This window comes from Rhodospirillales bacterium RIFCSPLOWO2_02_FULL_58_16 (assembly GCA_001830425.1).
Taxonomy (GTDB): Bacteria; Pseudomonadota; Alphaproteobacteria; order Rhodospirillales; family 2-02-FULL-58-16; genus 2-02-FULL-58-16.
The window spans coordinates 13,152-37,427 of the sequence record MIAA01000026.1; the positions used below are offsets into that span (position 1 = coordinate 13,152).

Genomic DNA, 24,276 nt, shown 5'->3' on the forward strand with positions numbered 1-24,276 from the left:
ATGTCCGATAAGCTGGAAGTAAATTTCGAAGTTTATATAAAACACGGGCAGGAGGGAGAGTGGGAGCTTCACTCCCGCTACCCTGCGGCAAAAAAAGACCTAGCGATGAATGACGCCAAGTCTCTTGAGCATATTTCAACGATTTCAGCCGTCAAGATCGTCAGGGAAGCGTACGATCCCGTCAAGGGCGTCGGCGCCGAAAGCAATATTTACGACAGCTCCAAGCCGGCGCCGGCGGCGCCTCCCGTCCACAAGCCTGCGCCCGTAAAAGCCAAGCCTACGCCCGCCAAGCCCGGCAGCGCCAAAAAGGCGCATGCCGACAAGGCGAAAAATAAAAAGCCGGCGGCGGAAAACAAGGGTAAAAGCCAAAAGCGTCCGCAGGTGTCTTTCATGAGCATTGTCATCAAACTTCTGTTGATTACAATGATCAGCCTCATCATCGCCGGCATTTTCATGGCGATGGGCGGCATATGGCTGCGCGATACCTCGTTTGCCAAGAACACTCAATCCAATATCCTTTTCGGTGTTTTTGTCGTCACCTTCCTTGTCAGCGGCCTCTCCATAGCCAAGACGGTGCTTACCAGGCAGCCTCTCGGCGCAGCGCCTGAGCGCCCCGATTTTGCTCCGGAACCGAAGCCGAAGCAAAAAAACCAACCGCTTCCCCACACGCCGCCGGATGAAGACCGGAACAATGATCAGGCGAAAAAGGAAGCAGAGACGCTGAAAGAGGCGGAGGCTTTGAAAGCCGTTTCGCCGCAGACCATGGAGCACATCGACTTTCTGATGAAGTTCCTTAACGACGGCTTGTCTGAGGTCAAGATCAGCCATGACATGCAGGACAATTTTAACAAGTTCGGGGTCAATCTGTTTCTCGCCGGCGCCTGCGACGCTCAATGTCAGAAACACAACCTGGACGGTCGCACCAAAGCGGTTGTCCTCGGCGAAGCCGTCAAGAGCATGGGCTTCAAGAAAGCGGAAGCCGAAACCTTTTCCGACAAATGTCAAAACTATCTGCTGGCCGACTCCCGCTACATGCAGATGTTCCAGGCCGGACGCAACGCCATGAATACTTACCGGGATGACCGGAAGCTTCTCGGCAAGAATCTGGGCGATGCCCTTAACGAGTGGAACAAGCCCAAGGAGAAAGAAGAAAAAACGGGGCCGATCACGGTGATGTTTACCGACATGGTGGGTTCTACCGTGCTTACCCAAACCAGGGGCGACGCCGTGGCCCAGAAAGTGGTGCGCGCCCATAACGTTATCGTCCGCGACGCTCTCACCGAGTTTACCGGCAAGGAGATCAAGCATACCGGCGACGGCATCATGGCGTCGTTCGCCAATACCTCCAACGGCGTTGAGGCGGCAATCTCGATCCAGAAAAAAGTCGCGGCCCACAACAAGGATAATCCCGATTTGCCTTTGCATTTGAAGATCGGCATCAACGCCGGCGAGCCGATAGCCGAAGACGACGACCTGTTCGGCACTACGGTCCAGCTTTCGGCGCGCATTGTCGATAAGGCCAAGTCGGATCAGATATTCGCTTCCGAAACCGTTTACGGCATTTGCGCCGGCAAGGGAATTAACTTCATCAGTCGCGGCAAATTCGCGCTGAAGGGGTTTGCCGATGACCTCACCTTATACGAAGTGAACTGGGACGGCAGCGCCCGCGTCGAGACGCCGAAGGTTGAAAAACCCAAGGAAGAACCCAAGGAAAAACCTAAAGAGGAGCCTAAAGAGGAACCTAAAGAGGAACTCAAGGAAGAATCCAAGGAAGAACCTAAGCAAGAGGAGGCGGCGGCAGAACCGGCGCTCACCCAACAAGTGGAGGAAGCGCTTCCCGAGGAGCAGCAACCGGCGCCGCAAGAACTGCCGAGTGAGCCGACTCCTCAGGCGCAGACGCAGCAGGAGGGTTCGCCGGAGACGACGCCGAAGACGACGCCATCACCCGAGGAAGGCAAGCCGTCGTAAGGAGTCTGTCGGCTTGCCGTGGAGTCCGCAAACTATGGATGCGCCGCTTGAACCAGGCATTGAGACTTACCCCGGACGTTACTGGCGAACGTTGGATGACGGGCGGGTGCAGTGTGATCTTTGCCCTCGACTATGTAAAATTCGCGAGGGGCAGCGCGGGCTTTGTTTTGTCCGGGCCTGCAAGGATGGCCGGGTAGTTCTTACCACCTACGGGCGCTCGTCGGGGTTTTGCATCGATCCCATCGAGAAGAAGCCGCTGAACCACTTTCTTCCGGGGACGCCGATTCTGTCGTTCGGCACGGCGGGGTGCAATCTTACCTGCAAATTCTGCCAGAACTGGGATATTTCGAAAGCTCGTGAATTTCACCGGCTGACCGACCGGGCCTCGCCGAAGATGATCGCCGAGGCGGCGGTGCGAACCGGTTGCAAGAGCGTCGCCTTCACCTATAACGACCCGGTGATTTTTCTGGAATACGCCGTTGATGTGGCCAAGGCTTGCCATGCCCTGGGCGTCAAGACGGTGGCGGTGACCGCCGGCTATATCTCGGAGGCGCCCCGCGAGGAGTTCTTCTCCTGCATGGACGCCGCCAATGTAGACCTCAAGGGCTTCACCGATGATTTTTATTCAAGGCTGTGTTCCGGGCATTTGCAGCCTGTGCTGGAGACGTTGCAATATCTCAAGCTGGAGACGGACGTGTGGCTTGAGATCACTACTTTGCTGATTCCCGGCGAGAACGACAGCGAGGCCGAGATTGACGCCATGACCCGCTGGGTGGTGAACAACCTGGGGCCGGACGTGCCTATGCATTTTTCCGCATTTCATCCCGACTGGAAGATGACGGATAAACCGAAAACGCCCCTGTTCTCCCTGCAAAGAGCGTGCGCTGTCGCTCTCGGAAACGGTGTGCGCTACGCCTATATCGGCAACGCTCATGATCCGGAATCCGACAGCACATACTGTCACGAATGCGGAGAAATTCTCATCGGACGGGACTGGTATCAACTTTCCGTCTGGAACCTCACCGATGACGGGCGCTGTGTGAAGTGCGGCGCCGCATGCGCCGGCGTTTTTGACGGTCCCGCCGGAACCTGGGGCCGCAAGCGGATGCCGTTGAAGATCAAGCAGGACTGATGACGCATTCCCGCATGTACAGAATCACGATATGTGCTAGATGTTCGCCGGTGTGCGTCTTTGTTCAATAAACAAACAGTTCCGTCATGAAAAAATGGATAGGCATTGCGGTTAAATTTCTGGTGTCGGGAACCCTGATCTGGTTCCTGCTCGGTCGTATTAATCTCGACGCCGCCATGACGCGACTGGTTGAGGTTGACCGGACGATGTTGGCGCTGGCCACGGTTATTTTTTTGTTACAACTGGTGATCTGCGTTTTTCGCTGGATGGCGGTGATGGATGCCATCAAGGCGCCGCTGAAGTTTATAACGGCGCTCAGGATATACTATATCGGGGCATTTTTCAGTCAGACCCTGCCGTCATCGGTAGGGGGCGACGCGGTGCGTATTTATCGCACCTATAGAGTCGGGATGACATTGGGCAATGCCGTTAACGGCGTTATGCTGGAGAGAGCGGCCACCGTTCTTGCCTTGCTGATCGTCGTCGTTGCGACCCAACCATTTTTTCTGCCGAGGGTCAGCGTTGAAACCGCCTCATGGGCCGTCAGCGGCATCGCGCTGTTATCAGCGGGGGCGGGGGCGGGGATGGCGGCGCTGATGATGCTGGATCGTTTGCCGTCGTCGCTTCGGCGCTGGCGTCTGGTGCGTGGTCTGGCCACCCTGGCCGCCGATACGCGCACCGTTTTTCTTAATCCATTGCATCTTTTCAAGGTCATAAGCTGGTCGGCCACCGGCCACCTGAACTTGACGTTGGGGGTTTATTTAATGGCGGTGGGGCTGAGTCTGGAGATTAGCTGGCTGGATTGCATCGCCTTGATTCCGCCGGTCATCCTGATCACCATTCTTCCCATCTCTATTGCCGGTTGGGGCGTGCGCGAGGGCGCCATGGTCTATGCTTTCAGTCTTATCGGCGTTCCCGAAGAGGGGGCGCTGGTATTGTCGCTTTTATTCGGACTGGTCAGCATAGTCACCAGTTTGCCGGGCGGCGTCGTTTGGTTGACCGGCGGCGGCATGAACGCAGATCCCATTCCCAAAAATTTCACCGCCAATTCCTGACCCACGTCAAATAATGAGGGCTGCCATGAAGATTACGTTTGCCAAGTCCGCCTTGCCTGCAACCGGCGCCGTCGTTGTCGGCGTCCTTGACGGCGGCAAGCTCACCGCCGGCGCCAAAATGCTGGACAGGCATATGAAGGGCGGATTGGTTCGCGCCATCAAGGCCGGGCGCTTCAACGGCGACAAGGACCAAAGCCTGAACTTGTTGGTTCCGGCGGAAACCAGATTGGACCGCGCTTATGTGATCGGTTTGGGCAAGGCTTCGAAAATCAACGCCTTGCGTTTGCAGGCGATCGGCGGGCGGCTTTACTCGGCGTTCGCCGTTAAGGGCGCTCCGAACGTATCGGTGATTGTTGATTCATTGAGCGGCGTCAAACCGGGCGCTGCGGAAATGGCGGCGGAGCTTGCCTACGGGGCGCGCCTCGCCTCGTACCGCTTCGACAAGTACCGCACCAAGGAGAAAAAGGAGGATAAACCGACGCTCAAGGCGATGAAGTTCCTTTGCGATTCGCCGGAGCGGGCGCAGACCGCCTTCGCCCTGCGCGAGTGCGTTGCCGCCGGCGTATTTCTCGCCCGCGATCTGGTTTCCGAGCCGGCTAACATTCTCTATCCGGAGACTCTGGCCGGCCGCGCCAAGGAGCTGTCCAGACTGGGGATCAAGGTGGAAGTGCTGGGCGAAAACAGCATGAAGCGCCTCGGCATGGGGGCGCTGCTCGGCGTCGGCCAGGGATCGGCGCACGAGTCCAAACTGGTGGTCATGCAATGGAACGGCGCACATCGCAACCATACCGGCGGCGGCAAGTCCAAGGCCGACGCTCCCATCGTTATCGTCGGCAAAGGAGTGACCTTCGATACCGGCGGCATCTCCATCAAGCCGGCGCTCGGCATGGAGGATATGAAATATGACATGGCCGGCTCGGCGGTTGTTATCGGCCTGATGAAGGCGCTGGCCGGGCGCAAGGCCAAGGTCAATGCCGTCGGCGTTATCGGGTTGGTGGAGAACATGCCGTCGGGCGCCGCCCAACGTCCGGGAGACGTCGTCACCTCAATGTCGGGACAGACCATTGAAGTCGTCAACACCGATGCCGAAGGCCGTCTGGTGCTGGCCGACGCCCTCTGGTACGCCAAGGAGCGCTTCAAGCCGAGGATGATGATCAATCTGGCTACTCTTACCGGGGCCATTGTTATCTGCCTCGGCAATGAGAAGGCGGGGCTGTTCTCCAACAACGATTCGCTGGCCGCGCACATCGCCAAGGCCGGTGATCTGGAAGGCGAAAAACTGTGGAGGATGCCGCTGGATGATGAATACGACAACATGCTTAAATCCAACATCGCCGACATGAAAAACATCAGCGGCGACCGAGGGGCGGGAAGCATCACCGCCGCCCAATTCCTTCAACGCTTCGTCGGCAAAACGCCGTGGGCGCATCTGGATATCGCCGGGGTGTCCTGGACAAGCAAGGACAAGGCCATAACGCCCAAGGGCGGAACAGGATACGGCGTGCGTCTGCTCAACCGTCTGATTGCCGACTGCTACGAGGACAAGTGAGCTTTCAGGAGCAGGGGTGATGACCGAGGTCAAATTCTACCATCTGCAAAAATGGCCGTTGGAAAAGGCTCTGCCTAAACTGTTGGAAAAAACCCTTCAGGCGGGGAAGCGGGCCGTTGTCATTGCCGGCTCGGCGGCGAGGGTGGAAGCGCTGAACGCTCTGCTGTGGACCTATGACCAAAATTCCTGGCTGCCTCACGGCTCCGCCAAAGACGGCGCCGCCGAAGATCAACCGGTGTGGTTGACCGATAAAGACGAGAACCCCAATCAGGCATCTTTCCTGTTTCTTGCCGACGGCGCGGTATCGGAACGGGTGGGGGAATTCGAGCGTTGCTTTGAGTTGTTCAACGGCAATGACGAGGCCGCCAAGCAAGCGGCGCGTGAACGCTGGAAAGCGTACGAGGCCGCCGGCCACGAAGTCACATATCTGCGCCAGACGGATCGGGGCGGATGGGAAGAAGTGGAGAAGAAGGGAACTGTGAGCTGAGCTAACCCCGGTTTTATGGACAGGCGGCGGTCGGCATTACAGAAGTTTACCCTGCTTGCTCTTGTTGTGATCTTCCTTGGCCGTCGTCTTGAAGGTGGCGGCGGCGTCGATCAGCGGGATGCGCGGTTTGATGCCCTGGAACAGTTCGGCCAGGGTGATGATCTGGATTTTCGGCGTCTTCTCAAACAAGCCTGCGGCGGCGGCCTCCTTTTCCATCGGTCTGGTAGGCAGCGCCAGCGAGATTAAAATGCCGATGGCGGCCTTTTCGCGTTCGACCACGGCGGTCAGGTCGCGCACCATGCCCACGCCGACATTCTCGCCGCCTTTTACCGAAACGAGGGCTTTTTCGGTTTTGTTGGCGTCGCCCCTGAAGAACAGGATGCCGTCGATGCCGCCGTCCGCCCCCTTCTTTTTGCCGGCGTACGGTCGGGCGTCCACCAGCGACACCGCCCACCACTGGAATTGATACTTGTCGCGCCGGGCCAGGTCTTGCGCGCTCGCCAAATCCTTGGGCGTGCCGTGGACATCGAACTCGATGCCGGGAAATGCGTCCTTCAGACGCCGCTCGATCAGTGAAATAGCAAGGTGTGTTATGTCGATGCCGATCCAGCTCCTCCCCATTTTCTGCGCGGCGTGAACCGTGGTGCCGCAGCCGCAGAAAGGGTCAAGGACCACATCGCCTTCGTTCGATGAAGCCCTCAGAATACGTTCCAATAAGGCGACGGGCTTCTGGGTTGGGTAGCCGAGACGTTCGCTGCTTGTATTGGCAATACGATGCACATCGGTCCACATATCCGAAACGGGTGTCCCTTCTTTTTCATCAAGCCATACTTTGCGGCCATCAAGGCGAGGCGATCCATCCTTCCGCTTTAGGATCAATCCTGTATTCCATAATTTTTCACGTTCGGCCAAGCTTAAACCCCAGCCCCGTGGCGTTGTAGGAACGGTTCCTCGCCAAGGCGTTAAATCTCCGCCGATAATCGTCAGGTCTTGTCCGGTGAATAAGCGTCCGGTCTCCGGATCTTCTTCATATCGATCAAGCTGCTGTTGTGAAAAAGCCCTAAAGGGTTGGCGATAATAATATCTATCTGATTTTGTGTAATAAAATATAGTATCGTGAACGCGATGAAACTGTTTTGATTTGAAATTGTGAGCGTTTGTCCTCTGCCAAATAACTTCATTCCTGAAATTTTCTTTGCCGAACACGGCATCCAGTAGAATTTTCAGGTAATGGCCGGCTGTCGGATCGCAATGGAGATAGAGCGAGCCGGTTGATTTCAAGACCCGGCGCAATTCCAGCAAACGCACCGTCATCATGGCGAGATAGGCCATCATGTTATTTTCGCCCAGGAACGAGCGCATGGCGCTCAACATCTCGGCGGCCTGGGTGTTGGGCGAGGCCAGTACTTCGGAATAAGCCAGCTCGGCCTCGTCGCCCCAGGCCCAGGTATCCTTGAAGGCCTCGATCTGGGCGTCGGCGGCTTTGCCGGAATGACTTTTGAATAGAACGTTGTAGTCGGCTTGGCTATTGAACGGGGGGTCGAGATAGACCAGATCAATGCTTTCGTCGGCAATCGATTCGCGCAGAACCTTCAGGTTGTCGCCGTAGTAAAGCGCGTTGGTCATGTATCCCCCATCTGGAGAACATATAGTAGTCTGGTCAAAAAATAGGCACAATAGGTTGTTTTACGTTATTTCAGCCGATCCTTGATTTTGTCGATGCCGGCCTGTGAGCAGGCTTCGTCCAGATGCCCCCCCGGCGCCCCGCCGACGCCGATGCCGCCGATTGCTTCCTCGCCGACCGTTATCGGCAATCCGCCGCCGAGGACCAGAATCTTGTCGTTCATGTACTTGATCCCTTCGGAGGCCGGGTTCTTGGCGAGCATATCGACAAGAACCGCCGTCGATTTGCGCATGCTCGCCGATGTGTAGGCCTTATGCGAACTGCTGTCGAGCGTGTGGGGACCGGCGCCGTCCCCCTTGATGTGGACCTTGATCAACCCGCTTTTGTCGGTAACGGCGACGCTGACCCGGTAACCTTTCGCCTCGCAGTCGGCGAGCGCGGCAAGCGCCGCCTCGTTGGCCAAAGACAACGGCAATATCTTCTCGGAAGGCAGCCCCTGGGCCATTGCCGTCGTGCCGAACAGAAACGCAAACAGGCCCATGATGTATAATGCGGGATGCTTGGTCATAGGACTCCTTTGAAGTAGTTGATGGTTTTTTCCAGACCCGCCTTTAACGGCACCTTCGGTTGCCAGCCCAGTTTGTCCTTGGCTAACGAGATATCGGGACAGCGTTGAGTGGGGTCGTCGGCGGGCAAGGGATAGGTTTCAATGATCGAAGATGATCCGGTCAGTTTTATAACCGTTTCCGCCAGTTGACGGATGGTGAATTCATCGGGATTGCCGAGGTTCATCGGCCCCGTGATATTGTCAGGAGCGCCCATCAATCGGATAAAACCGTCAATCAGATCGTTTACATAACAAAATGAGCGGGTTTGTGAGCCGTCGCCGTACAGGGTGATCGCCTCGCCTTTCAAGGCCTGGACGATAAAGTTGGAGACCACGCGCCCGTCATTGGGGTGCATGCGCGGACCATAGGTGTTAAAAATACGCGCCACCCGGATATTAAGGTTATGCTGGCGCTTGTAATCAAAAAACAAGGTCTCGGCGCAACGCTTGCCCTCGTCATAACACGCCCTTGGACCGATGACGTTGACGTTACCGCGATAGTCTTCGGTCTGGGGATGGACCTCCGGGTCGCCATAGACTTCGCTGGTGGAGGCTTGAAAGATTTTTGCCTGCGTCCGTTTGGCCAGTCCGAGCATGTTGATGGCGCCGTGTACGCTGGTCTTGGTGGTTTGCACGGGATCGAACTGATAATGGACGGGAGACGCCGGACAAGCCAGATTGTAGATTTCATCCACTTCCACATAGAGCGGAAAGGTGATGTCGTGGCGCATCAATTCGAAATGGGGATCGTCCATAAGATGGATAATGTTGTCTTTGGCGCCGGTGAAGAAATTATCAACGCACAGGACATCATGGCCGTCGGCAATCAGCCGCTCGCACAAGTGAGAGCCTAAAAAACCGGCTCCGCCGGTTACCAAAATCCTTTTTCTCAACAATCCGCTCCTCATCTCATAACGCTAAGTTTGCAGAAATCGTCGTTCCTTGCCCTCTAATACCAGACAAGTTAGTATCCCGCTATAGAAGGCTCCGGTATCAATGCCGATACGGTTGGGCCTGATGTCGGGAAACGGCCTGACGGAATGACCATGCACTACTATTTTGCCGAAAGATTCTCGGCAATTCAGAAACTCCTCACGAATCCAAAGAAGCGATGACTCCTGCTGATTTTCAAGAGGCGTTCCCGGATTAACGCCGGCGTGGACAAACATGTAGTCTCCCACCGTGTATGATGTTTTCAGGCTGCGGTAGAAATCAAGGTGACTTGGCGGCAAGAATCGGCGGAATTCGCGCCGTATCGACTGTAAATCTTCCATTTCCGTGAACATGCCGGGAAGTTTAATCCCATAGCTCTCGATGGTGGCCGCGCCGCCGTTTAACAGCCAGACATCGCCGTTTGCCCCGTTATCATAAAAACAGAGCAAAAGGTCTTCGTGGTTGCCTTTTAAATGCACGGTCTCAAAGCCCTCAAGAGGAGCCGTGATCAGCGATTCTACCACGGCGCATGAATGAGGACCGCGATCCACATAATCGCCCAGGTAAATCAGTATGTTACGCCCCGGCGAATCCTGTTCGGCGGCGTCGGCGATGCGCCGGCGCAGGTCTTCAAGAAGGTCGATGCGGCCATGGATATCGCCGATGGCGTAAACGCATACGCCGTCGGGAACGCCGGGGGAAGCGCAGGAGAGATGTTTCATGCGGTTATTAAAATGCCATGTCCGGGGGCTTGCCTATCCGGTCAGCATCAGAACATCTCAGTTTGCCGGTCGGTTTTTTCGCGAGCGGCGGCATTGAACGTAGCGGCGGAGTCGATTCTGGGAATGCGCGGGCGTTTACCCTGGAACAGCTCCGCCAGGGTGATGATCTGGATTCTCGGCACCTTCTCAAACGGCGTCTCAAAGAAACCGGCGGCGGCGGCCTCCTTCTCCATCGGCTTGGTGGGAAAGGCCAGCGAGATCAACACGCCGACCGCCGCCTTCTCGCGCTCGACCACGGCGATCAGATCGCGGATCATGCCGACGCCGATGTTCTCGCCGCCTTTGACCGAGACCAGCGCCTTTTCCGTCTTGTCCTTGCCGCTGCGGAAAAAGAGGATGCCGTCAATGCCGCCGTCGGCCCCCTTCTTCTTGCCGCCATAGGGCCGCGCCTCCACCAGCGACACCGCCCACCATTGGAACTGATATTTATCGCGCCGGGCGAGATCTTGCGCGCTGGCCAAATCCTGCGGCGTCCCGTAAACGTCAAAGGCGATGCCGGGAAAGGCGTCCTTCAAGCGCCGCTCGATCAATGAAATGGCAAGGTGGGTGATGTCGATGCCGATCCATTGGCGATTGAGCTTGTGGGCGGCGTGAACGGTTGTGCCGCAGCCGCAAAACGGATCAAGCACTACATCTCCTTCGTTTGATGAGGCGGAAATGATCCGCTCAAGGAGAGCCAGAGGTTTTTGAGTCGGGTATCCGAGACGCTCGGCGGCATTTGGATTGATGATCGAAATTTCCCACCAATCCGGCATTGGCGATTGAGCTTTTTCATCCGCCAGACTTGATGCTTTACGAATGCCGTCTTCCATATCCGCTTGCTGCTTGTGTCCCTTCCATCGCTTCATAGTTCCCTTTGACGGATCAGTGTATAAGACGTTGAATGTCGCGCCTTTGGGTAATTTAGTGACTAAATGGATGTCATCGTGATTGCGAACAAATTGGCCGGCCGCAACGCTCCACTTTCGATAACACCAGATAATTTCATTCTTGTAGTTTCGAGCGCCAAACACCGCGTCCAGCAAAATTTTAAGGTAATGACCCGCCGTCGGATCGCAATGCAGATAGAGCGATCCCGTCGGTTTCAATACGCGGTGCAGTTCGAGCAGACGCACGGCCATCATGGCGAGATAGGCCATTACATCGTTTTCACCGAGGAACAGGCGTAGCGCCCGGAGCAATTCGGCGGCCTGGGTGTTGGCTGAACCAAGAACCTCGGAAAAGGCGCTTTCCGCCTCTTCCCCCCAATGCCATGTATCCTTGAAGGCTTCGATCTGGGCATCGGCGCTGTTGCCCGAGGCGCCCTTGAACAAGACGTTATAGTTGGCCTGACTGTTGAACGGCGGATCGAGGTAAATCAGATCGACGCTCTCGCTCTGAATGCTCTCTCGCAAAATGGAAAGATTGTCGCCGTAGTACAGTGAGTTTCCCATGAGTCCACCTCCGTCGCCGGGCGAAAGTAACGTCAAAATCATGGGGGTGCAATCAAGCAATTATTCCATTAAGCCTGCTGATGTTTATTAACGTTTTGTTTTCATAATCCGGGGCATAATAGCCGAAGGCATAGAGTTTATGGGTTAACGATGGCCGAGACCGGCGCCGCTGCGACAATTCCCGACTTGGAGAAAACAAGCGAGGAAAGCTTGTTGCTGGATCGTTTGTTCAGCATGGAGGACAGCCGCGTCGGCGCTTACAGCATTCATCTCCGCTTGTCTGAACTCAGGCCCGGCAACCGCAAGCCCCACTATATCCGCATTGCCAAGCGCTCTTTCGAGCCGGTAATCGCCGCCTTTAACGCAACTCTTTTCGAGCTTTCCAATTGCGATTTGATCCTGCTTTGCGTGGACGTCGCCATTGATGAAATCGACCCGGCTGTCGCCAAGGTCAGGGCTTTGTTCAGTGAAGATCCGCTGACCGCCGCCGAGGAAGGCTCGATTGAGGACGTTTTTGCCACCTGGTACGACCTTTCACAGGATGAAGATTATAACAACTTTGTTTCGTTGATTACCGATCTGACGGCGGACGCCGAGGAGCGTCTGCGAAAGTTGGCCGAGGAGAAGGCGGTGGAGGGCGCCAGGCAAATGTCGGGAACGCCGCTGGCCCCCGCCAATCTGGCCGACATCAGCAAAAAAATGAGCGAGACCAGAATCTCCGATCTCATCCAGCAGCAATCAGCAATCAAGATCGAGGCCAACGGCAAGGGAAAACTGCTGTTCTGCGAGCATTTTATTACCATGTCCGGCCTGCAAAAGAGGGTGGCGCCGGACATTAATCTGTTCGGCAGCACATGGCTGTTTCAGTACCTGACCGAAACCCTGGATAAACGTGTATTGGCGGTGATCGGTCGCAGAGATTTTGCGACAATGGATGTGCCGATGAGTCTCAACCTTAACCTCAGCACCCTTCTTTCCAAAGAGTTTCAGTTATTTCACCACAACGTCGGCGATAACGCCCACAAGGTGGTTATAGAGATGCAGATGGTGGATATATGCGCGGATATCGGAGCATTCGCCTATGCCCGTAATATGTTGCAGGAACGCGGCTACAGGGTTCTTATTGACGGCGTTAATCCTCTTTCGCTTCAGTATTTCGATCCCAGCGTGCTTGAGGCTGATTTCGTTAAAGTCAGTTGGGGAAAGGAATTTTTCAGCGAAGTTCCCGGCGCCCACATGCTCGGCATACAAGATATCGTGGACAGAACCGGTAAAAACCGCATCATCCTGGCGCGTATTGATAACGAAAAAGCCGTTGCGTGGGCCTTATCTTTCGGCATTACCCGTTTTCAGGGGTATTATATAGATACAATCGTGAAAGCCCTGCGGGCCAAGGGGATTATCTAAAGGATATAAATGACGCCTAATCCGGAAGCTCAAAAGCGACTGCCCAGTCAGGAAAACCTGTTGCTGGACTATGTCCACCGTCTTGAAACCCACAGAGACGGGCGCAGAGCCGTCCACCTCAAGCTTTCCGCGCTTAAGGCATTTAATCGCCGCGATCAGCATATCCGCGCCGCCGCCAACAGTTTTGAGCCTCTGATCAAGGCGCTGCACGGACAACTCTTTACGCTCAAGAACGGCGATCTTTTCTTTGTCTTCAAGCATGGAGCGCAGGCGCAAACCGAAACCATCGTTCAGCAAGTGCGTTATATGTTCAGCGATGACCCTTTATTCGAAGATGAGAAAAACGTTAAATCCGGTAAATTTTCCGTCTGGTACGACGCTGAAACCGAGTTCGATAAAATACTTCATGCGGTTCAGCTTTTGGTGGAAACCGAACACCGACGCCAGTCGGAATCGCGTGACATGCGCCAGAATACGCGCTCATCGCTTAAGGCCAGGCAAGAGATGGGCGATCCTCTTACCCCCGAAATATTGGGTCGGGTCGAGGCGGCGCTGATTCGCGCCGATCTTTCCAATCTTGTTCGCCGGCAGTTCGTGTGCAGGGTCGACAGGAAGATGGTGCCTGAACAACAATTCAGCGAACTGTTCATTTCCATAAAAGATCTGCGTGAAACGTTGCTTCCCGGCGTCAATTTGATGGCCAATTCCTGGTTATTTCAGCACCTGACCGAGACTCTGGACAAACGCATGTTGGCTATGCTTTCCAAGACTGACGCTTTGACAATTTCCGGAGACATCAGTTTCAATATGAATATTTCAACCATGTTGTCGCCCGAATTTCTCGCCTTTGACGATAACATCACTGCGTCACGTCGCGGCGCCATGATTATTGAACTGCAAAATCAGGATATTTTCGCCGATATCGGCGCTTATCTGTTCGCCCGCGAATTTGTCCAGGAGAAAGGTTATCGCGTCTGTCTGGACGGACTAACCTACCAGACCCTTGATATGATCGACAGGGAACACCTGGGGGTTGATCTGGTCAAGCTCATATGGAAACCGGATATAGCCGACAAAGGCGACGACATGCGTAACAAGTTGGTCGCCACCATAAGGAAGGTCGGGGCGGATCGAGTAATTTTGTGCCGGGTTGATAACCGCGAAGCCGTGGACTTCGGCCATGTTGTGGGGATCAAATTATTTCAGGGACGATATATCGAAAATCTTATCGCCGAGGATAATCGCCGCCGCGAATTGCTGCGCCTGAAGCGGCGCATGGAGCGGAGCGAAATGGCGGAAGAAGAAGAGGTGGAAGAAAAGAAGGATAAAAAATCGGGGGCTATCTTGAAAGTAATTCCCAGAATTAATCCTTTCGGGCGCTGACCCCGGCCTCGCTGAAGGTTGCCATGCCGCCATGGCAGGCGGCGGCGGCCTTAAGCAGCTCCACCGCCAGCACCGCGCCGGAAGCTTCCCCCAACCGCATATCCAGATTCAATAAAGCCGTCTTGTCGAGGCGCTTGAGAAGGCGGTGGTGACCCGGCTCGGCTGAGACGTGGCCTACCTGGCAGTGGTCCAGCGCGCCTTGCTTCTGAGCCTCAAGGACAGCAGCCGCCGCCGTGCAGACATAACCGTCGAGCAATACGGGAACGCGCTTGAGTCTGGCGGCAAGCACGGCGCCGACAATCGCCGCCAATTCCCTCCCGCCGAGACGACGCAGGATGTCTATGGCGTCGGTGGCGGCGTCAAGATGCAGGGCAACCGCCATGTCGATGATCGCGGCTTTTTTGGCCAACGCCTCGCCTTCAATGCCGGTGCCGGGGCCGGTCCAATCGAGCGCCGCAGCGCCGTGGAGGGCATGGCATAACGCGGCGGCGGAAGTAGTGTTGCCGATTCCCATTTCGCCCAGACAAAGCACGTCCATGTCCTTGTTGACCACGCTGAAACCCAAGGCGACGGCCTCTGCGCACTCGGCTTCGCTCATCGCCGGGGCTTGCGTAAAGTCATGCGTCGGTCGCTCCAGCGTTATTGCCTCGACGCGCAAGCCGACGCCGAAAGCCGTGCAAAGCTGATTCACCGCCGCGCCGCCGGCCTCGAAGTTGGCCACCATCTGCGCCGTCACTTCCGGCGGAAACGCCGATACCCCGCGCCGGGCGACGCCGTGGTTGCCGGCGAAGACGCAAGCGAAAGGATACTGTATGCGCGGCGGGTGACGGCCTTGCCATGCCGACAGCCACTCGCTCAATCGCTCAAGCCGCCCCAGCGATCCTTGAGGCTTGGTCAGACGCGGTTCACGCTCCCTGGCATGGGATATCGCCGCCTCATCGGGGCTGGGGATATCCTTCAGCAGACGGCGGACATCATCAAGGGTTTTAGGGGTCAATTCCGGCAATAGGCTGTTCCTTTCAAGCCATGGATTTCATTTAAGCTCTTTATCGCCTATAAACTTGATCGATATCAAACATCAATAAGGCCGGGATATGCCTTTCAGCGAATCGATAATGATAACGCTCTCGGAGATATGGCTCGACCTTCGGGTTGCCGCCGCTTTTTTGACGCGCATTCCTGTTAACCTCTCCGCCGTGGAAGCGCAACGGCCCCCGGCCGAGGCGGCGCGAACTTTCCCGCTCGTCGGCGCGGCTGTCGGGGCGGCGGCGGGCCTGATGTTGTTTTTGGCTTCAAAATCGGGACTGCCCCCGCCAGCCTGCGCTCTGATTGCGTTGGCGGCGGGAGTATTGCTGACCGGAGCCTTGCATGAAGACGGTCTGGCCGATGTCGCCGACGGCTTCGGCGGCGGCAAGACCCGCGCCGATAAATTAAAGATCATGCGCGACAGCCGCATCGGCGTCTACGGCATGTTGGCGATTGTGTTCAGCATCGGCCTGCGCGCCTCGGCTCTTTCCGGAATATCGGCGCCGGGGACGGCGGCTTTGGCCCTTATCGCCGCCGGAGCCGTTTCACGCGCCGTCCTGCCGGTTATGATGGTAATAATGGAATCGGCGCGCAAGGACGGCCTCGGCGTCGGCGTCGGGAAACCCGGAAGCGAGGGCGTAACCTCCGCCGTTCTGCTCGGCATGGCGCTGGTCTTCGTCTTTCCGCTCGCCGAGGCGTCGGTTTTGGCCTTGGCGATGGCGGTCGTCGTTACGGCGGCTATGGTGTGGCTGGCCGAAGTTCAGATCGGCGGCTATACCGGCGACGTCCTCGGCGCCGTGCAGCAAGCCGTCGAGATTGTGGTCTTGCTGGTCCTGGCGGCGGCGGCGGGATGAAAGATTCGGCAGTAACCAGATGGTGGTGGGTGCGCCATGCGCCGGTGATCTACAAAGAAGGCGTCATCTACGGCCAACTGGACGTTCCTTGCGACACCTCTGATACTGATAGTTTTCGGGCGCTGGCAAGAACACTGCCGAAGGATGCGGTGTGGGTGACCAGCCATCTGTCACGCACCAAGGAAACTGCGGCCGCCATCGCCGCGCAAGGCCTGAAAACGTCGAAACCTATCGTCGAGCCGGACTTTGCGGAACAAAATATGGGGGACTGGCAATTAAAAACCTGGGATGAGCTTAATGTCGAAACGGATCAATTATATCGCGCTTTCTGGCATGATCCGGCACATAACGCCCCACCGGGAGGCGAGAGCTTCGTCGATGTAATTAACCGCGTTTCCGCAGTTATCCGACGCTTCAATGCGGATTACGCCGGGGCCGACATCGTTGCCGTGGCTCATGGCGGAACTATCCGCGCCGCCGTCGCCATGGCTCTTGATCTGACCCCCGAACGCGCTCTTGCCGTCACGACAAGCAATTTGGCGCTGACCAGACTTGATTTTACGGCAGATGAAGGCGAACATGTTTCTTACGGCATCCGCGTCGGCAAGAATGGCGCTTGGCGAGTCGTCGGAATCAACATGCCGTCTGCCTAAGAGGAGTTTATCCTGGTTTCTCTCATCCGCTATCCGCTGCCGTTGATTACCCTGGTGCTGGGCGGCGCCCGTTCCGGCAAAAGCGCCTATGCCGAACGGCTGGTCAATACCGACGAGGCCGGTCTTTACCTTGCCACCGCCGAGATCAGAGACGACGAAATGGCCGAGCGCGTGCGTCTTCACCGGGGACGGCGCGATCGAACATGGACGACGGTTGAAGAGCCGTTGAATTTGGCTCAGGCATTGAAAGAGCATTCCTCGCCCCGGCGGCCTGTACTTGTCGAATGCCTGACGATCTGGCTGAGTAATCTTATGGAGGCGCAACGCAACATAGGCAGTGAGACCGGCGTTCTGGTTGAAACCCTTAGTCTCTTGCAGGGGCCGGTGGTATTTGTTTCCAACGAGGTGGGCCAAGGAATTATTCCCGACAACAGGTTGGCCCGTGATTTTGTTGACGCCTCAGGGCGGCTTAATCAATCGATAGCCATGATCGCCGATAGGGTCATTTTTATCAACGCCGGCCTGCCGACGGTGCTTAAGGAAGTTAGGGCCTGATTTATGAAAATTCCCGCTACGGTGATCACCGGCTTTCTCGGCGCCGGCAAGACGTCCATGGTTCGTCATCTGCTGGAAAACGCCGACGGCAGGCGCATCGCATTGATAATCAACGAATTCGGCAATCTCGGCATTGATCGCGAGTTGCTTATGGGATGTCCGGTTAATGGTTGCGAAGATGACAACGTGGTGGAACTGGCCAACGGCTGCATCTGCTGCGCGGTAGCCGACGAATTTCTGCCGACCATGGAAATGCTGCTGGAGCGTCCTGTCCCTCCTGATCACATCGTCATCGAGACATCCGGGCTGGCCCTGCCCAAGCCGTTGGTCAAAGCCTTTAACTGGCCGGAGATTCGCTCCCGCGTCACCGTTGACGGCGTCATCGCCGTCATCGACGCCCCCGCCGTCGCTTCGGGACGGTTTGCCGACGATCCCGACGCCGTTCGGGCCGAACGCCCCGCCGACGAAAACATCGATCATGAATCGCCCCTGGAAGAGGTATTTGAAGATCAAATTCTCTGCGCCGATCTGGTGGCGCTCAACAAGACAGATGTCCTCAGCAAAACGGAAATCGCCTTCGTGCGCGCCGAAATCGCCAGGATATCCGCCGTCAGGATCGTAGAGAGCGTACATGGCGCCGTGGATGTTCGCGTCATTCTCGGAATAGGCGCCGCCGCCGAGGATGACCTTGATTCCAGGAAATCGCATCACGACGGCGACGAGGGCCATGATCATGACGACTTTGACAGTTTTATCGTTGATCTTGAGTCAATCAATGATCCGCAAGCTCTTGAGGCGCGTATAAGAACGGCGACCGAGGCCCATGATATCCTTCGCGTCAAGGGGTTCATCCATGTGCCGGGCAAGGAAATGCGTCATGTGGTGCAGGGCGTCGGTTGCCGGATTAATCGTTACTATGATCGCCCCTGGCGCCCGGACGAAGAGCGTCGCAGTCGGCTGGTGGTGATCGGTCAAAAGGGACTTGACCAAGCCGCCATTCAGGCAACGCTTTGGACTCTAAGTTAAGGAATAGACGGGCATGCACCTGCTCGCCGCCCAACCCGGCGGGGTATCCGACGGTTCGCAAGCCGTCGATCTAAGGCAGAGTCCCGGCGACATCGTCGTGCTTTCCGCCGCCGATACGGAGCTGTCATGTCTGGCCGCCGCTTACGGCGGGTTGAGCGGCAAGGAATTCCCCTCCCTCAGGCTGACCGGTCTGCTGCACCTCGCCCACAATATGTCCGTAGACCTTTATGTAGAGACCGTCATCGCCGCCGCCCGGCTGGTGGTGGTGCGGCTGTTGGGCGGACGCGGCTATTGGCCCTACGGCCTTGAACAGGTGGCGGCCCAATGCCGGAGACGCTCGATTCCGGCGGCTTTCCTGCCCGGCGACGATCAGCCGGACGCCGAGCTTTCCGCATTTTCAACGCTGCCCGGCGAGGCCGTTCATCGCCTTTGGCAGTACTGCGTTCACGGAGGCATCGACAACGCCGGGAACTTTCTCCGTTTCTCCGCCGATCTTATCGGCCATAAATCCGAGTGGGATGAACCGAGACCTCTGCTGCGCGCCGGACTCTATTGGCCGGACAATGCTCTAACCACCATAAACGCAAATTGGAAAAAGGGACAGGCCGTAGCGGCTGTAGTGTTCTACCGGGCGCTGGTTCAGGCGGGAAACCTGAAAGCGGTGGACGCGCTTATCAAGGGGTTGGCGGGAGCAGGGGTGAATCCGCTGCCGATATTTGTTTCCAGTCTGCGCGATCCGGTGGCGGCGGCAACGCTCGAAGAAATTCTGGAGAGAGCCGGTTGTGACGTTGTATTGAACGCTACAGGCTTTGCCGTATCTTCTCCCGGCGGCCGGCGCTCAACGCCTTTTGATGCTGTCTCAAGCCCGGTGCTTCAGGTGATTTTCGCCGGGAGCAACAAGGAGGACTGGAGCAAAGGCGACCACGGCCTTTCGACCCGCGACATAGCCATGAATGTCGCCTTGCCCGAAGTTGACGGCCGGATTATCAGCCGCGCCGTTTCCTTCAAGGGACTGAAGCGACGCGATCTTAATTGCGAGATCGATATTATCGACTACGAGCCGGTTGCCGACCGCATTGAATTCGTCTCGGCGCTTGCCGCCAATTGGGCGCGCCTGAGGCGTACGGCAATCTCTGAGCGCCGCGTTGCCCTGGTGCTTGCCAACTATCCCAACCGTGACGGGCGGATGGGGAACGGCGTCGGCCTGGACACCCCGGCGGCAACGGTAGTCGTGCTGAAAGCGATGATCGGAGCCGGCTACGATGTAAGGGATGTTCCTGACAATGGCGGCGAGCTTATCGCACGGTTAAGCGCCGGTCCCACCAACAATACGCATGTCCTCGCCGGGCGAGAAATTACCGAGACCCTGCCGTTGGAAGGCTATCTCGTCTTTTTTGATGCCCTTCCCGCCGCCGTGCGACGTCTGGTCGGAGAGCGTTGGGGCAGTCCGAAGGATGATCCGTTTTTTGTGGATGGAGCCTTCGCCGTTCCCGCGTTTCGTTGCGGCAACGCCGCCGTTTGTCTGCAACCGGCGCGCGGCTATAACATTGATCCGGCGTCCGGCTACCACGATCCCGATCTTCCGCCGCCTCACGGATACCTCGCCTTTTATGCGTGGCTGAGGTTTCGTTTCGCGGCGAATGCCGTTGTTCATATGGGTAAGCACGGCAACCTGGAATGGCTTCCCGGCAAGGGTCTGGCCCTGTCCGCCGATTGCTTTCCCGAGGCGGCGCTGGGGCCGATGCCTAATATCTATCCGTTCATCGTCAACGATCCCGGCGAGGGAACCCAGGCCAAGCGGCGCTCACAGGCGGTCATTATCGACCATTTGACGCCGCCGCTGACCAGGGCCGAGAGCTATGGCCCCTTGAGGAATCTTGAGCAGCTTGTCGATGAGTATTATGAGGCCGCCGGACTGGACCCGCGCCGGCTCAAGGTTTTGCGTAGTCAAATCCTTGATCTTTGCCGCGTTACCGGCCTCGGCGACGACTGCGGCATGGACGACGGCGATGACGATGACGCGGCATTGAAAAAACTCGATAGCTATTTATGCGAGTTGAAGGAAATGCAAATCCGCGACGGCCTGCATATTTTCGGCGAGACGCCGGTCGGACAACAGCTCACCGATCTGCTGGTTGCGCTGGTGCGCACCCCACGCGGGTCCGGCGCCGGCGACGCCTCCTTGCCGAGGGCTTTGGCCGGCGATCTCGGCCTTGACTTCGATCCTTTGGACTGCGATATGAGCGCCCCCTGGAAGGGACCGAAACCGAAAATGCTGAACGGCGACGATCCCTGGCGAACATGCGGAGATACGGTGGAGCGGCTGGAAAAACTGGCCGGCGATCTGGTTTCCGGAACGCGGTCGCCGGGGGAAAAATGGGCCGCGACCAGGTCCGTGCTTGAGCAACTGGACAAGACCATCCGTCCGGCGGTGGAGGCCTCGGGCCACGCCGAGATCAAAGGCCTTCTGAACGCTCTCGATGGAAAGTTCGTCGAGCCGGGACCGTCAGGAGCGCCGACTCGCGGAAGGCCGGACGTGTTGCCGACGGGACGCAATTTCTACTCGATTGATCCCCGCACGGCGCCGACTCCCGCCGCCTGGATGCTCGGCTGGAAATCAGCGGCTCTTCTGGTGGAGCGTCACATGCAGGAACACGGCGTTTGGCCCAAAACCATGGCGCTCACCGCTTGGGGAACCAGCAACATGCGCACCGGCGGCGATGATATCGCGCAAGCCTTGGCGCTGATGGGGGTGCGTCCCATCTGGGATTCGTCCTCGCGGCGGGTTTCCGGGTTTGAAATTATGCCCGCCAGACTGCTTGATCGCCCGCGTGTGGATGTTACGCTCAGGATATCCGGCTTCTTCCGTGACGCTTTTCCCGGCCTGATCGACCTGTTTGATTCCGCCGTACGCGCCGTCGCCGCCCTTGACGAGTCGGCTCAAACAAATCCTCTGGCGGACGGCGTAAAGCGTCAAGCCGGTGAATTGCGGGCTTCCGGCCTGTCCAAAGAGGAAGCGGAGCGCCGCGCCGCTTTTCGCGTTTTCGGCTCCAAGCCGGGAGCCTACGGCGCCGGGTTACAGGCTTTGATCGATGAGAAAGGCTGGACAAACGAAGGTGATCTTGCTCGCGCTTACATCGCCTGGGGAGGCTATGTTTACGGCGCCGCCGCCCATGGCGAGGCCGCTCACGGCCTGTTCGAGGAACGCCTCAGGAATACCGAAGCGGTGGTGCAAAACCAGGACAACCGCGAACATGATCTGCTCGATTCGGACGACTACTATCAATTTGAAGGAGGCATTGCCTCCGCCGTGCGCCATCTGTCGGGAAATCAGCCCGTTGTCTATCATAATGACCATTCCCGCCCGGAAACGCCTAGGATACGCACCTTGGAAGAAGAAGTCGCCCGCGTGGTCCGCGCCCGCGTGGTTAATCCGAAGTGGATCGAGGGAGTAATGCGTCACGGCTACAAGGGAGCCTTTGAAATGGCGGCGACCGTAGACTACCTGTTTGCCTTTGCCGCCACCGCGCTCTGTGTCAAAGATCATCACTTTGACGCCGTCTTTGAGGCTTACCTCAAGGACGATAAAGTTCGTGAGTTCATGGACAACAATAACCCGGCGGCGTTAAAGGAAATAAGCGAACGCCTGATCGAGGCGCAGGAAAGAGGCCTGTGGCGGCCCCGGCTGAACAGTACGCGCATGTTGCTGAACGAACTGGTGAAATAAAATTGGAGAGAGATACATGAGCGGGGAATTTGAAAAACCGGAAGAAGCGCCGGTGCGCATGGACCCGCCTCTGGTCCACAAAAAGTTGCAGGTAGTAGCCGTGGCGGCCTTGCTGGCGGCGCCCTTCATTTATGACAGCGGCGTCAAACAACTCGGCTGGACGCCGTTCATGGCGGTCGGACTGGCTATTAACGCCGGTTTTGTCTTCGCCGTCTTGTTGCACAGCTTCCCGTTAGTGATCGTCGGCATCAGCATGTTCCTGCTGTTGATGGCGAGTTTTGTCGGGGATATCGGTTACTGGCTTTCCGTGATTGCGGTAGTTGTCTATTTTCTGACGGCTTTCAGGCCGATGAAGAAGGCGGAGCCTGGAGTTCGGCGGTAATTTTCTATACCCTGGAAGGCATGATGGGAAACGTAGCGGCGGCGCCCGGCGAGACAGGAGTGATCAATTGTGATTTCGTGCCGATATTTGATCATCGGCATGACAAATTCGACACCCTGTACTGCTTTCCGAAAATGACCAAGGCGGACGGTTCGCTTGTGGCGGACGATGCGTTGCTGGGAGAAGGCAGCGGCGGCAGGGTCGTCAACGAGAAGCTGTTGATAAAAAATATGGAGGGAACGCTTCAGGCCGGGATGCAAAAGGCCAAACAGATAGCGGCTTCCGGCGAGGATATAAAAATCATCATCCCCATCAACGGACTGGCTTTATTGGTTAAGGCCGTCGCCGTTGAGTTCAGTAATATATGCAGACCCCTAGATGATGCGGTGCGCCAAGCCGTTATTTTTGAGGTGACGAACATAGTTGATGTGAACCGCATGTCGTTTCTCGATGACATCGCCATCGTGCTTTTCCCGTTCTGTCTTACTTACGGCATGCGGGTGTTGCCGTCGATGCGGGACTTCAGCATCTGCGCCACCTGCAACTATTCGGGCGTGGCTCTTGATCTTAAAAACAAGCCGTGGCCGGCGAAAGATGTCGGCGCCCATCTCACCAATTTCGCCAAGGCGACGGAGGCTAATCGACTGAAGGCGTATGTTCATGGCATCGCCACCCCGGAGCTTATGGCTGCGGCAATCGAGGCCGGCGTTCGCTTTATCGACGGCGCGGCGGTTAAAGGCCCCGGCCAGTGATGACGATATACAGTGGAGTTTGTGAATGAAAATTTCCGTCAAAAAAGTTGCCGCCGGCGTGTACTCCTTGAAATTTGATGATGCGGAGATCGTTCTTGAAAGCGATGAACTCAAGGAGCTGTTGCTCAATGTAACCAAGGTTCTGATCCCGGTCGGCATCCAGCCTGATAATTACGAGGAAAAAGCCAGGGAATTCATCAGTCATATCAAACACGCCGACAATGTCGGAATTCAGAAATTTATTATAGTCGCCGGAGAGGATGATATTATCGTTCTCCTCAAGACCGCCGAAAACGACAAGGAATTGCTGGAGAAATTCTACGGCAATATGAGTGACCGCTCACGCAAGATGATCACCGAAGATTTAAATTATAAATTTGAAAACGGGGTGCCGTCCGGCACGGTCAAATCGGCCTTTAATCGTCTTATCAAGACGGCTAAAAACCTTGAGAGCGAGGGTTCCATGATTTTTGAAAATATAGCATCAGGGATCGCCATCCGCGATCTTAAAGAGGGATAAACGGCAAGCCGCTCTAAGCCGCCCGCGCTGTCCTGGGTTGGCTCTTTTCCCTGCTGCCGGTTATGTAGGCTCTGGCGCAATGATCGGCGCAATAGGGCTTTTCCTGAAGCGTCGGGCGTCCACAAAAGTTAAATCCATCCGTTCCCGGATCGCCGTCCGGCCAATTGCACATGCCGGTCGTAAGGCTTTCCATTCCGATAATGGCGGCTTTCTGGGGTTTTTTCTGAACGGGGGACTTGCGATTCGACAATCCTAACCGGTGAATCTTGCCGATAACCGCATTTTTCGACACGCCGAGTCGGCGACCGATTTCGCTGGTCGGCAATCCCTCATCCCACAAAGCGATAAGCGCGCTGACGCGCAAAGGTATCCATTCAACTGTCATAATAATTTTTAGCGCGCTACCGCCCGTAAAGACCGA

At 56.6% G+C, this 24,276-nt stretch carries 22 protein-coding genes; 15 read left to right on the forward strand and 7 right to left on the reverse strand.

What is annotated here, in order from left to right; genetic code table 11:
• From A3H92_04260 to A3H92_04280, 5 genes are all read left to right on the forward strand, one after another.
• A complete protein-coding gene (locus A3H92_04260) occupies window positions 1-1,968 on the forward strand; it encodes a hypothetical protein (GenBank protein ID OHC74899.1) in 1,968 nt (655 codons plus the stop codon).
• Window positions 1,969-2,002: 34 nt separating this feature from the next.
• A complete protein-coding gene (locus A3H92_04265) occupies window positions 2,003-3,100 on the forward strand; it encodes an AmmeMemoRadiSam system radical SAM enzyme (GenBank protein OHC74900.1) in 1,098 nt (365 codons plus the stop codon).
• 86 nt (window positions 3,101-3,186) lie between these two features.
• On the forward strand, window positions 3,187-4,155 hold the full coding sequence (locus A3H92_04270; GenBank protein OHC74901.1) for a hypothetical protein: 969 nt from the start codon (window positions 3,187-3,189) through the stop codon (window positions 4,153-4,155).
• A 25-nt stretch (window positions 4,156-4,180) separates the two neighbouring features.
• On the forward strand, window positions 4,181-5,704 hold the full coding sequence (locus A3H92_04275) for a leucyl aminopeptidase (GenBank protein OHC74902.1): 1,524 nt from the start codon (window positions 4,181-4,183) through the stop codon (window positions 5,702-5,704).
• Window positions 5,705-5,723: 19 nt separating this feature from the next.
• Window positions 5,724-6,191, forward strand: coding sequence for a DNA polymerase III subunit chi (locus A3H92_04280; protein OHC74903.1), 468 nt, complete (start codon window positions 5,724-5,726; stop codon window positions 6,189-6,191).
• 36 nt (window positions 6,192-6,227) lie between these two features.
• Here the strand turns inward: A3H92_04280 and A3H92_04285 are convergent, their stop codons facing one another.
• The 5 genes from A3H92_04285 to A3H92_04305 all read right to left on the reverse strand — a co-directional run bounded on the left by A3H92_04285 (window position 6,228) and on the right by A3H92_04305 (window position 11,570).
• Entirely contained in the window at window positions 6,228-7,817 is a 1,590-nt protein-coding gene (locus A3H92_04285) for a DNA methylase (protein OHC74904.1), read from the reverse strand.
• A 65-nt stretch (window positions 7,818-7,882) separates the two neighbouring features.
• Complete coding sequence (locus A3H92_04290) at window positions 7,883-8,383, reverse strand: hypothetical protein (GenBank protein OHC74905.1); 501 nt, start codon at window positions 8,381-8,383, stop codon at window positions 7,883-7,885.
• Window positions 8,380-9,318, reverse strand: coding sequence for an NAD-dependent dehydratase (locus A3H92_04295; GenBank protein OHC74906.1), 939 nt, complete (start codon window positions 9,316-9,318; stop codon window positions 8,380-8,382). Before A3H92_04295 ends, A3H92_04290 begins: the two co-directional genes overlap by 4 nt.
• A 21-nt stretch (window positions 9,319-9,339) precedes the next feature.
• Window positions 9,340-10,077, reverse strand: a complete 738-nt coding sequence (locus A3H92_04300; protein ID OHC74907.1) for a hypothetical protein — start codon at window positions 10,075-10,077, stop codon at window positions 9,340-9,342.
• A gap of 47 nt (window positions 10,078-10,124) precedes the next feature.
• Window positions 10,125-11,570 (reverse strand): DNA methylase, encoded by a 1,446-nt coding sequence (locus A3H92_04305; protein ID OHC74908.1) that lies wholly within the window; start codon window positions 11,568-11,570, stop codon window positions 10,125-10,127.
• Between the two features lie 150 nt (window positions 11,571-11,720).
• Between A3H92_04305 and A3H92_04310 the strand changes: the two genes are divergently transcribed.
• Window positions 11,721-12,977, forward strand: coding sequence for a hypothetical protein (locus A3H92_04310; protein OHC74909.1), 1,257 nt, complete (start codon window positions 11,721-11,723; stop codon window positions 12,975-12,977).
• A 9-nt stretch (window positions 12,978-12,986) separates the two neighbouring features.
• Window positions 12,987-14,360, forward strand: a complete 1,374-nt coding sequence (locus A3H92_04315) for a hypothetical protein (protein ID OHC74910.1) — start codon at window positions 12,987-12,989, stop codon at window positions 14,358-14,360.
• On the opposite strand, the gene A3H92_04320 is transcribed toward A3H92_04315, so the two are convergent.
• The gene (locus A3H92_04320) at window positions 14,341-15,357 is read right to left on the reverse strand and encodes a nicotinate-nucleotide--dimethylbenzimidazole phosphoribosyltransferase (protein ID OHC74984.1); all 1,017 of its coding nucleotides are present in this window, start codon (window positions 15,355-15,357) and stop codon (window positions 14,341-14,343) included. The two genes, A3H92_04315 and A3H92_04320, sit on opposite strands and share 20 nt — an antisense overlap.
• Before the next feature lie 97 nt (window positions 15,358-15,454).
• Between A3H92_04320 and A3H92_04325 the strand changes: the two genes are divergently transcribed.
• From A3H92_04325 to A3H92_04360, 8 genes are read left to right on the forward strand one after another with little or no spacing between them, the layout of a single operon-like run.
• Entirely contained in the window at window positions 15,455-16,240 is a 786-nt protein-coding gene (locus tag A3H92_04325; GenBank protein OHC74911.1) for a cobalamin 5'-phosphate synthase, read from the forward strand.
• Complete coding sequence (locus A3H92_04330; GenBank protein ID OHC74912.1) at window positions 16,237-16,893, forward strand: hypothetical protein; 657 nt, start codon at window positions 16,237-16,239, stop codon at window positions 16,891-16,893. The genes A3H92_04325 and A3H92_04330 overlap by 4 nt, the downstream gene beginning before the upstream one ends.
• A gap of 36 nt (window positions 16,894-16,929) precedes the next feature.
• Window positions 16,930-17,448, forward strand: a complete 519-nt coding sequence (locus A3H92_04335) for a bifunctional adenosylcobinamide kinase/adenosylcobinamide-phosphate guanylyltransferase (protein OHC74913.1) — start codon at window positions 16,930-16,932, stop codon at window positions 17,446-17,448.
• Between the two features lie 3 nt (window positions 17,449-17,451).
• Complete coding sequence (locus tag A3H92_04340) at window positions 17,452-18,474, forward strand: cobalamin biosynthesis protein CobW (protein OHC74914.1); 1,023 nt, start codon at window positions 17,452-17,454, stop codon at window positions 18,472-18,474.
• A 13-nt stretch (window positions 18,475-18,487) separates the two neighbouring features.
• Entirely contained in the window at window positions 18,488-22,201 is a 3,714-nt protein-coding gene (locus A3H92_04345) for a cobaltochelatase subunit CobN (GenBank protein OHC74915.1), read from the forward strand.
• Window positions 22,202-22,217: 16 nt separating this feature from the next.
• Window positions 22,218-22,583 carry a hypothetical protein gene (locus A3H92_04350; GenBank protein ID OHC74916.1) on the forward strand — a complete coding sequence of 122 codons (366 nt, stop codon included), beginning with the start codon at window positions 22,218-22,220 and terminating at the stop codon, window positions 22,581-22,583.
• A gap of 20 nt (window positions 22,584-22,603) precedes the next feature.
• Entirely contained in the window at window positions 22,604-23,335 is a 732-nt protein-coding gene (locus A3H92_04355; GenBank protein ID OHC74917.1) for a hypothetical protein, read from the forward strand.
• A gap of 25 nt (window positions 23,336-23,360) precedes the next feature.
• The gene (locus tag A3H92_04360) at window positions 23,361-23,855 is read left to right on the forward strand and encodes a hypothetical protein (GenBank protein OHC74918.1); all 495 of its coding nucleotides are present in this window, start codon (window positions 23,361-23,363) and stop codon (window positions 23,853-23,855) included.
• 13 nt (window positions 23,856-23,868) lie between these two features.
• Here A3H92_04360 and A3H92_04365 read toward each other — a convergent pair whose 3' ends face one another.
• A complete protein-coding gene (locus A3H92_04365; protein ID OHC74919.1) occupies window positions 23,869-24,240 on the reverse strand; it encodes a hypothetical protein in 372 nt (123 codons plus the stop codon).
• Window positions 24,241-24,276: the final 36 nt, after the last annotated feature.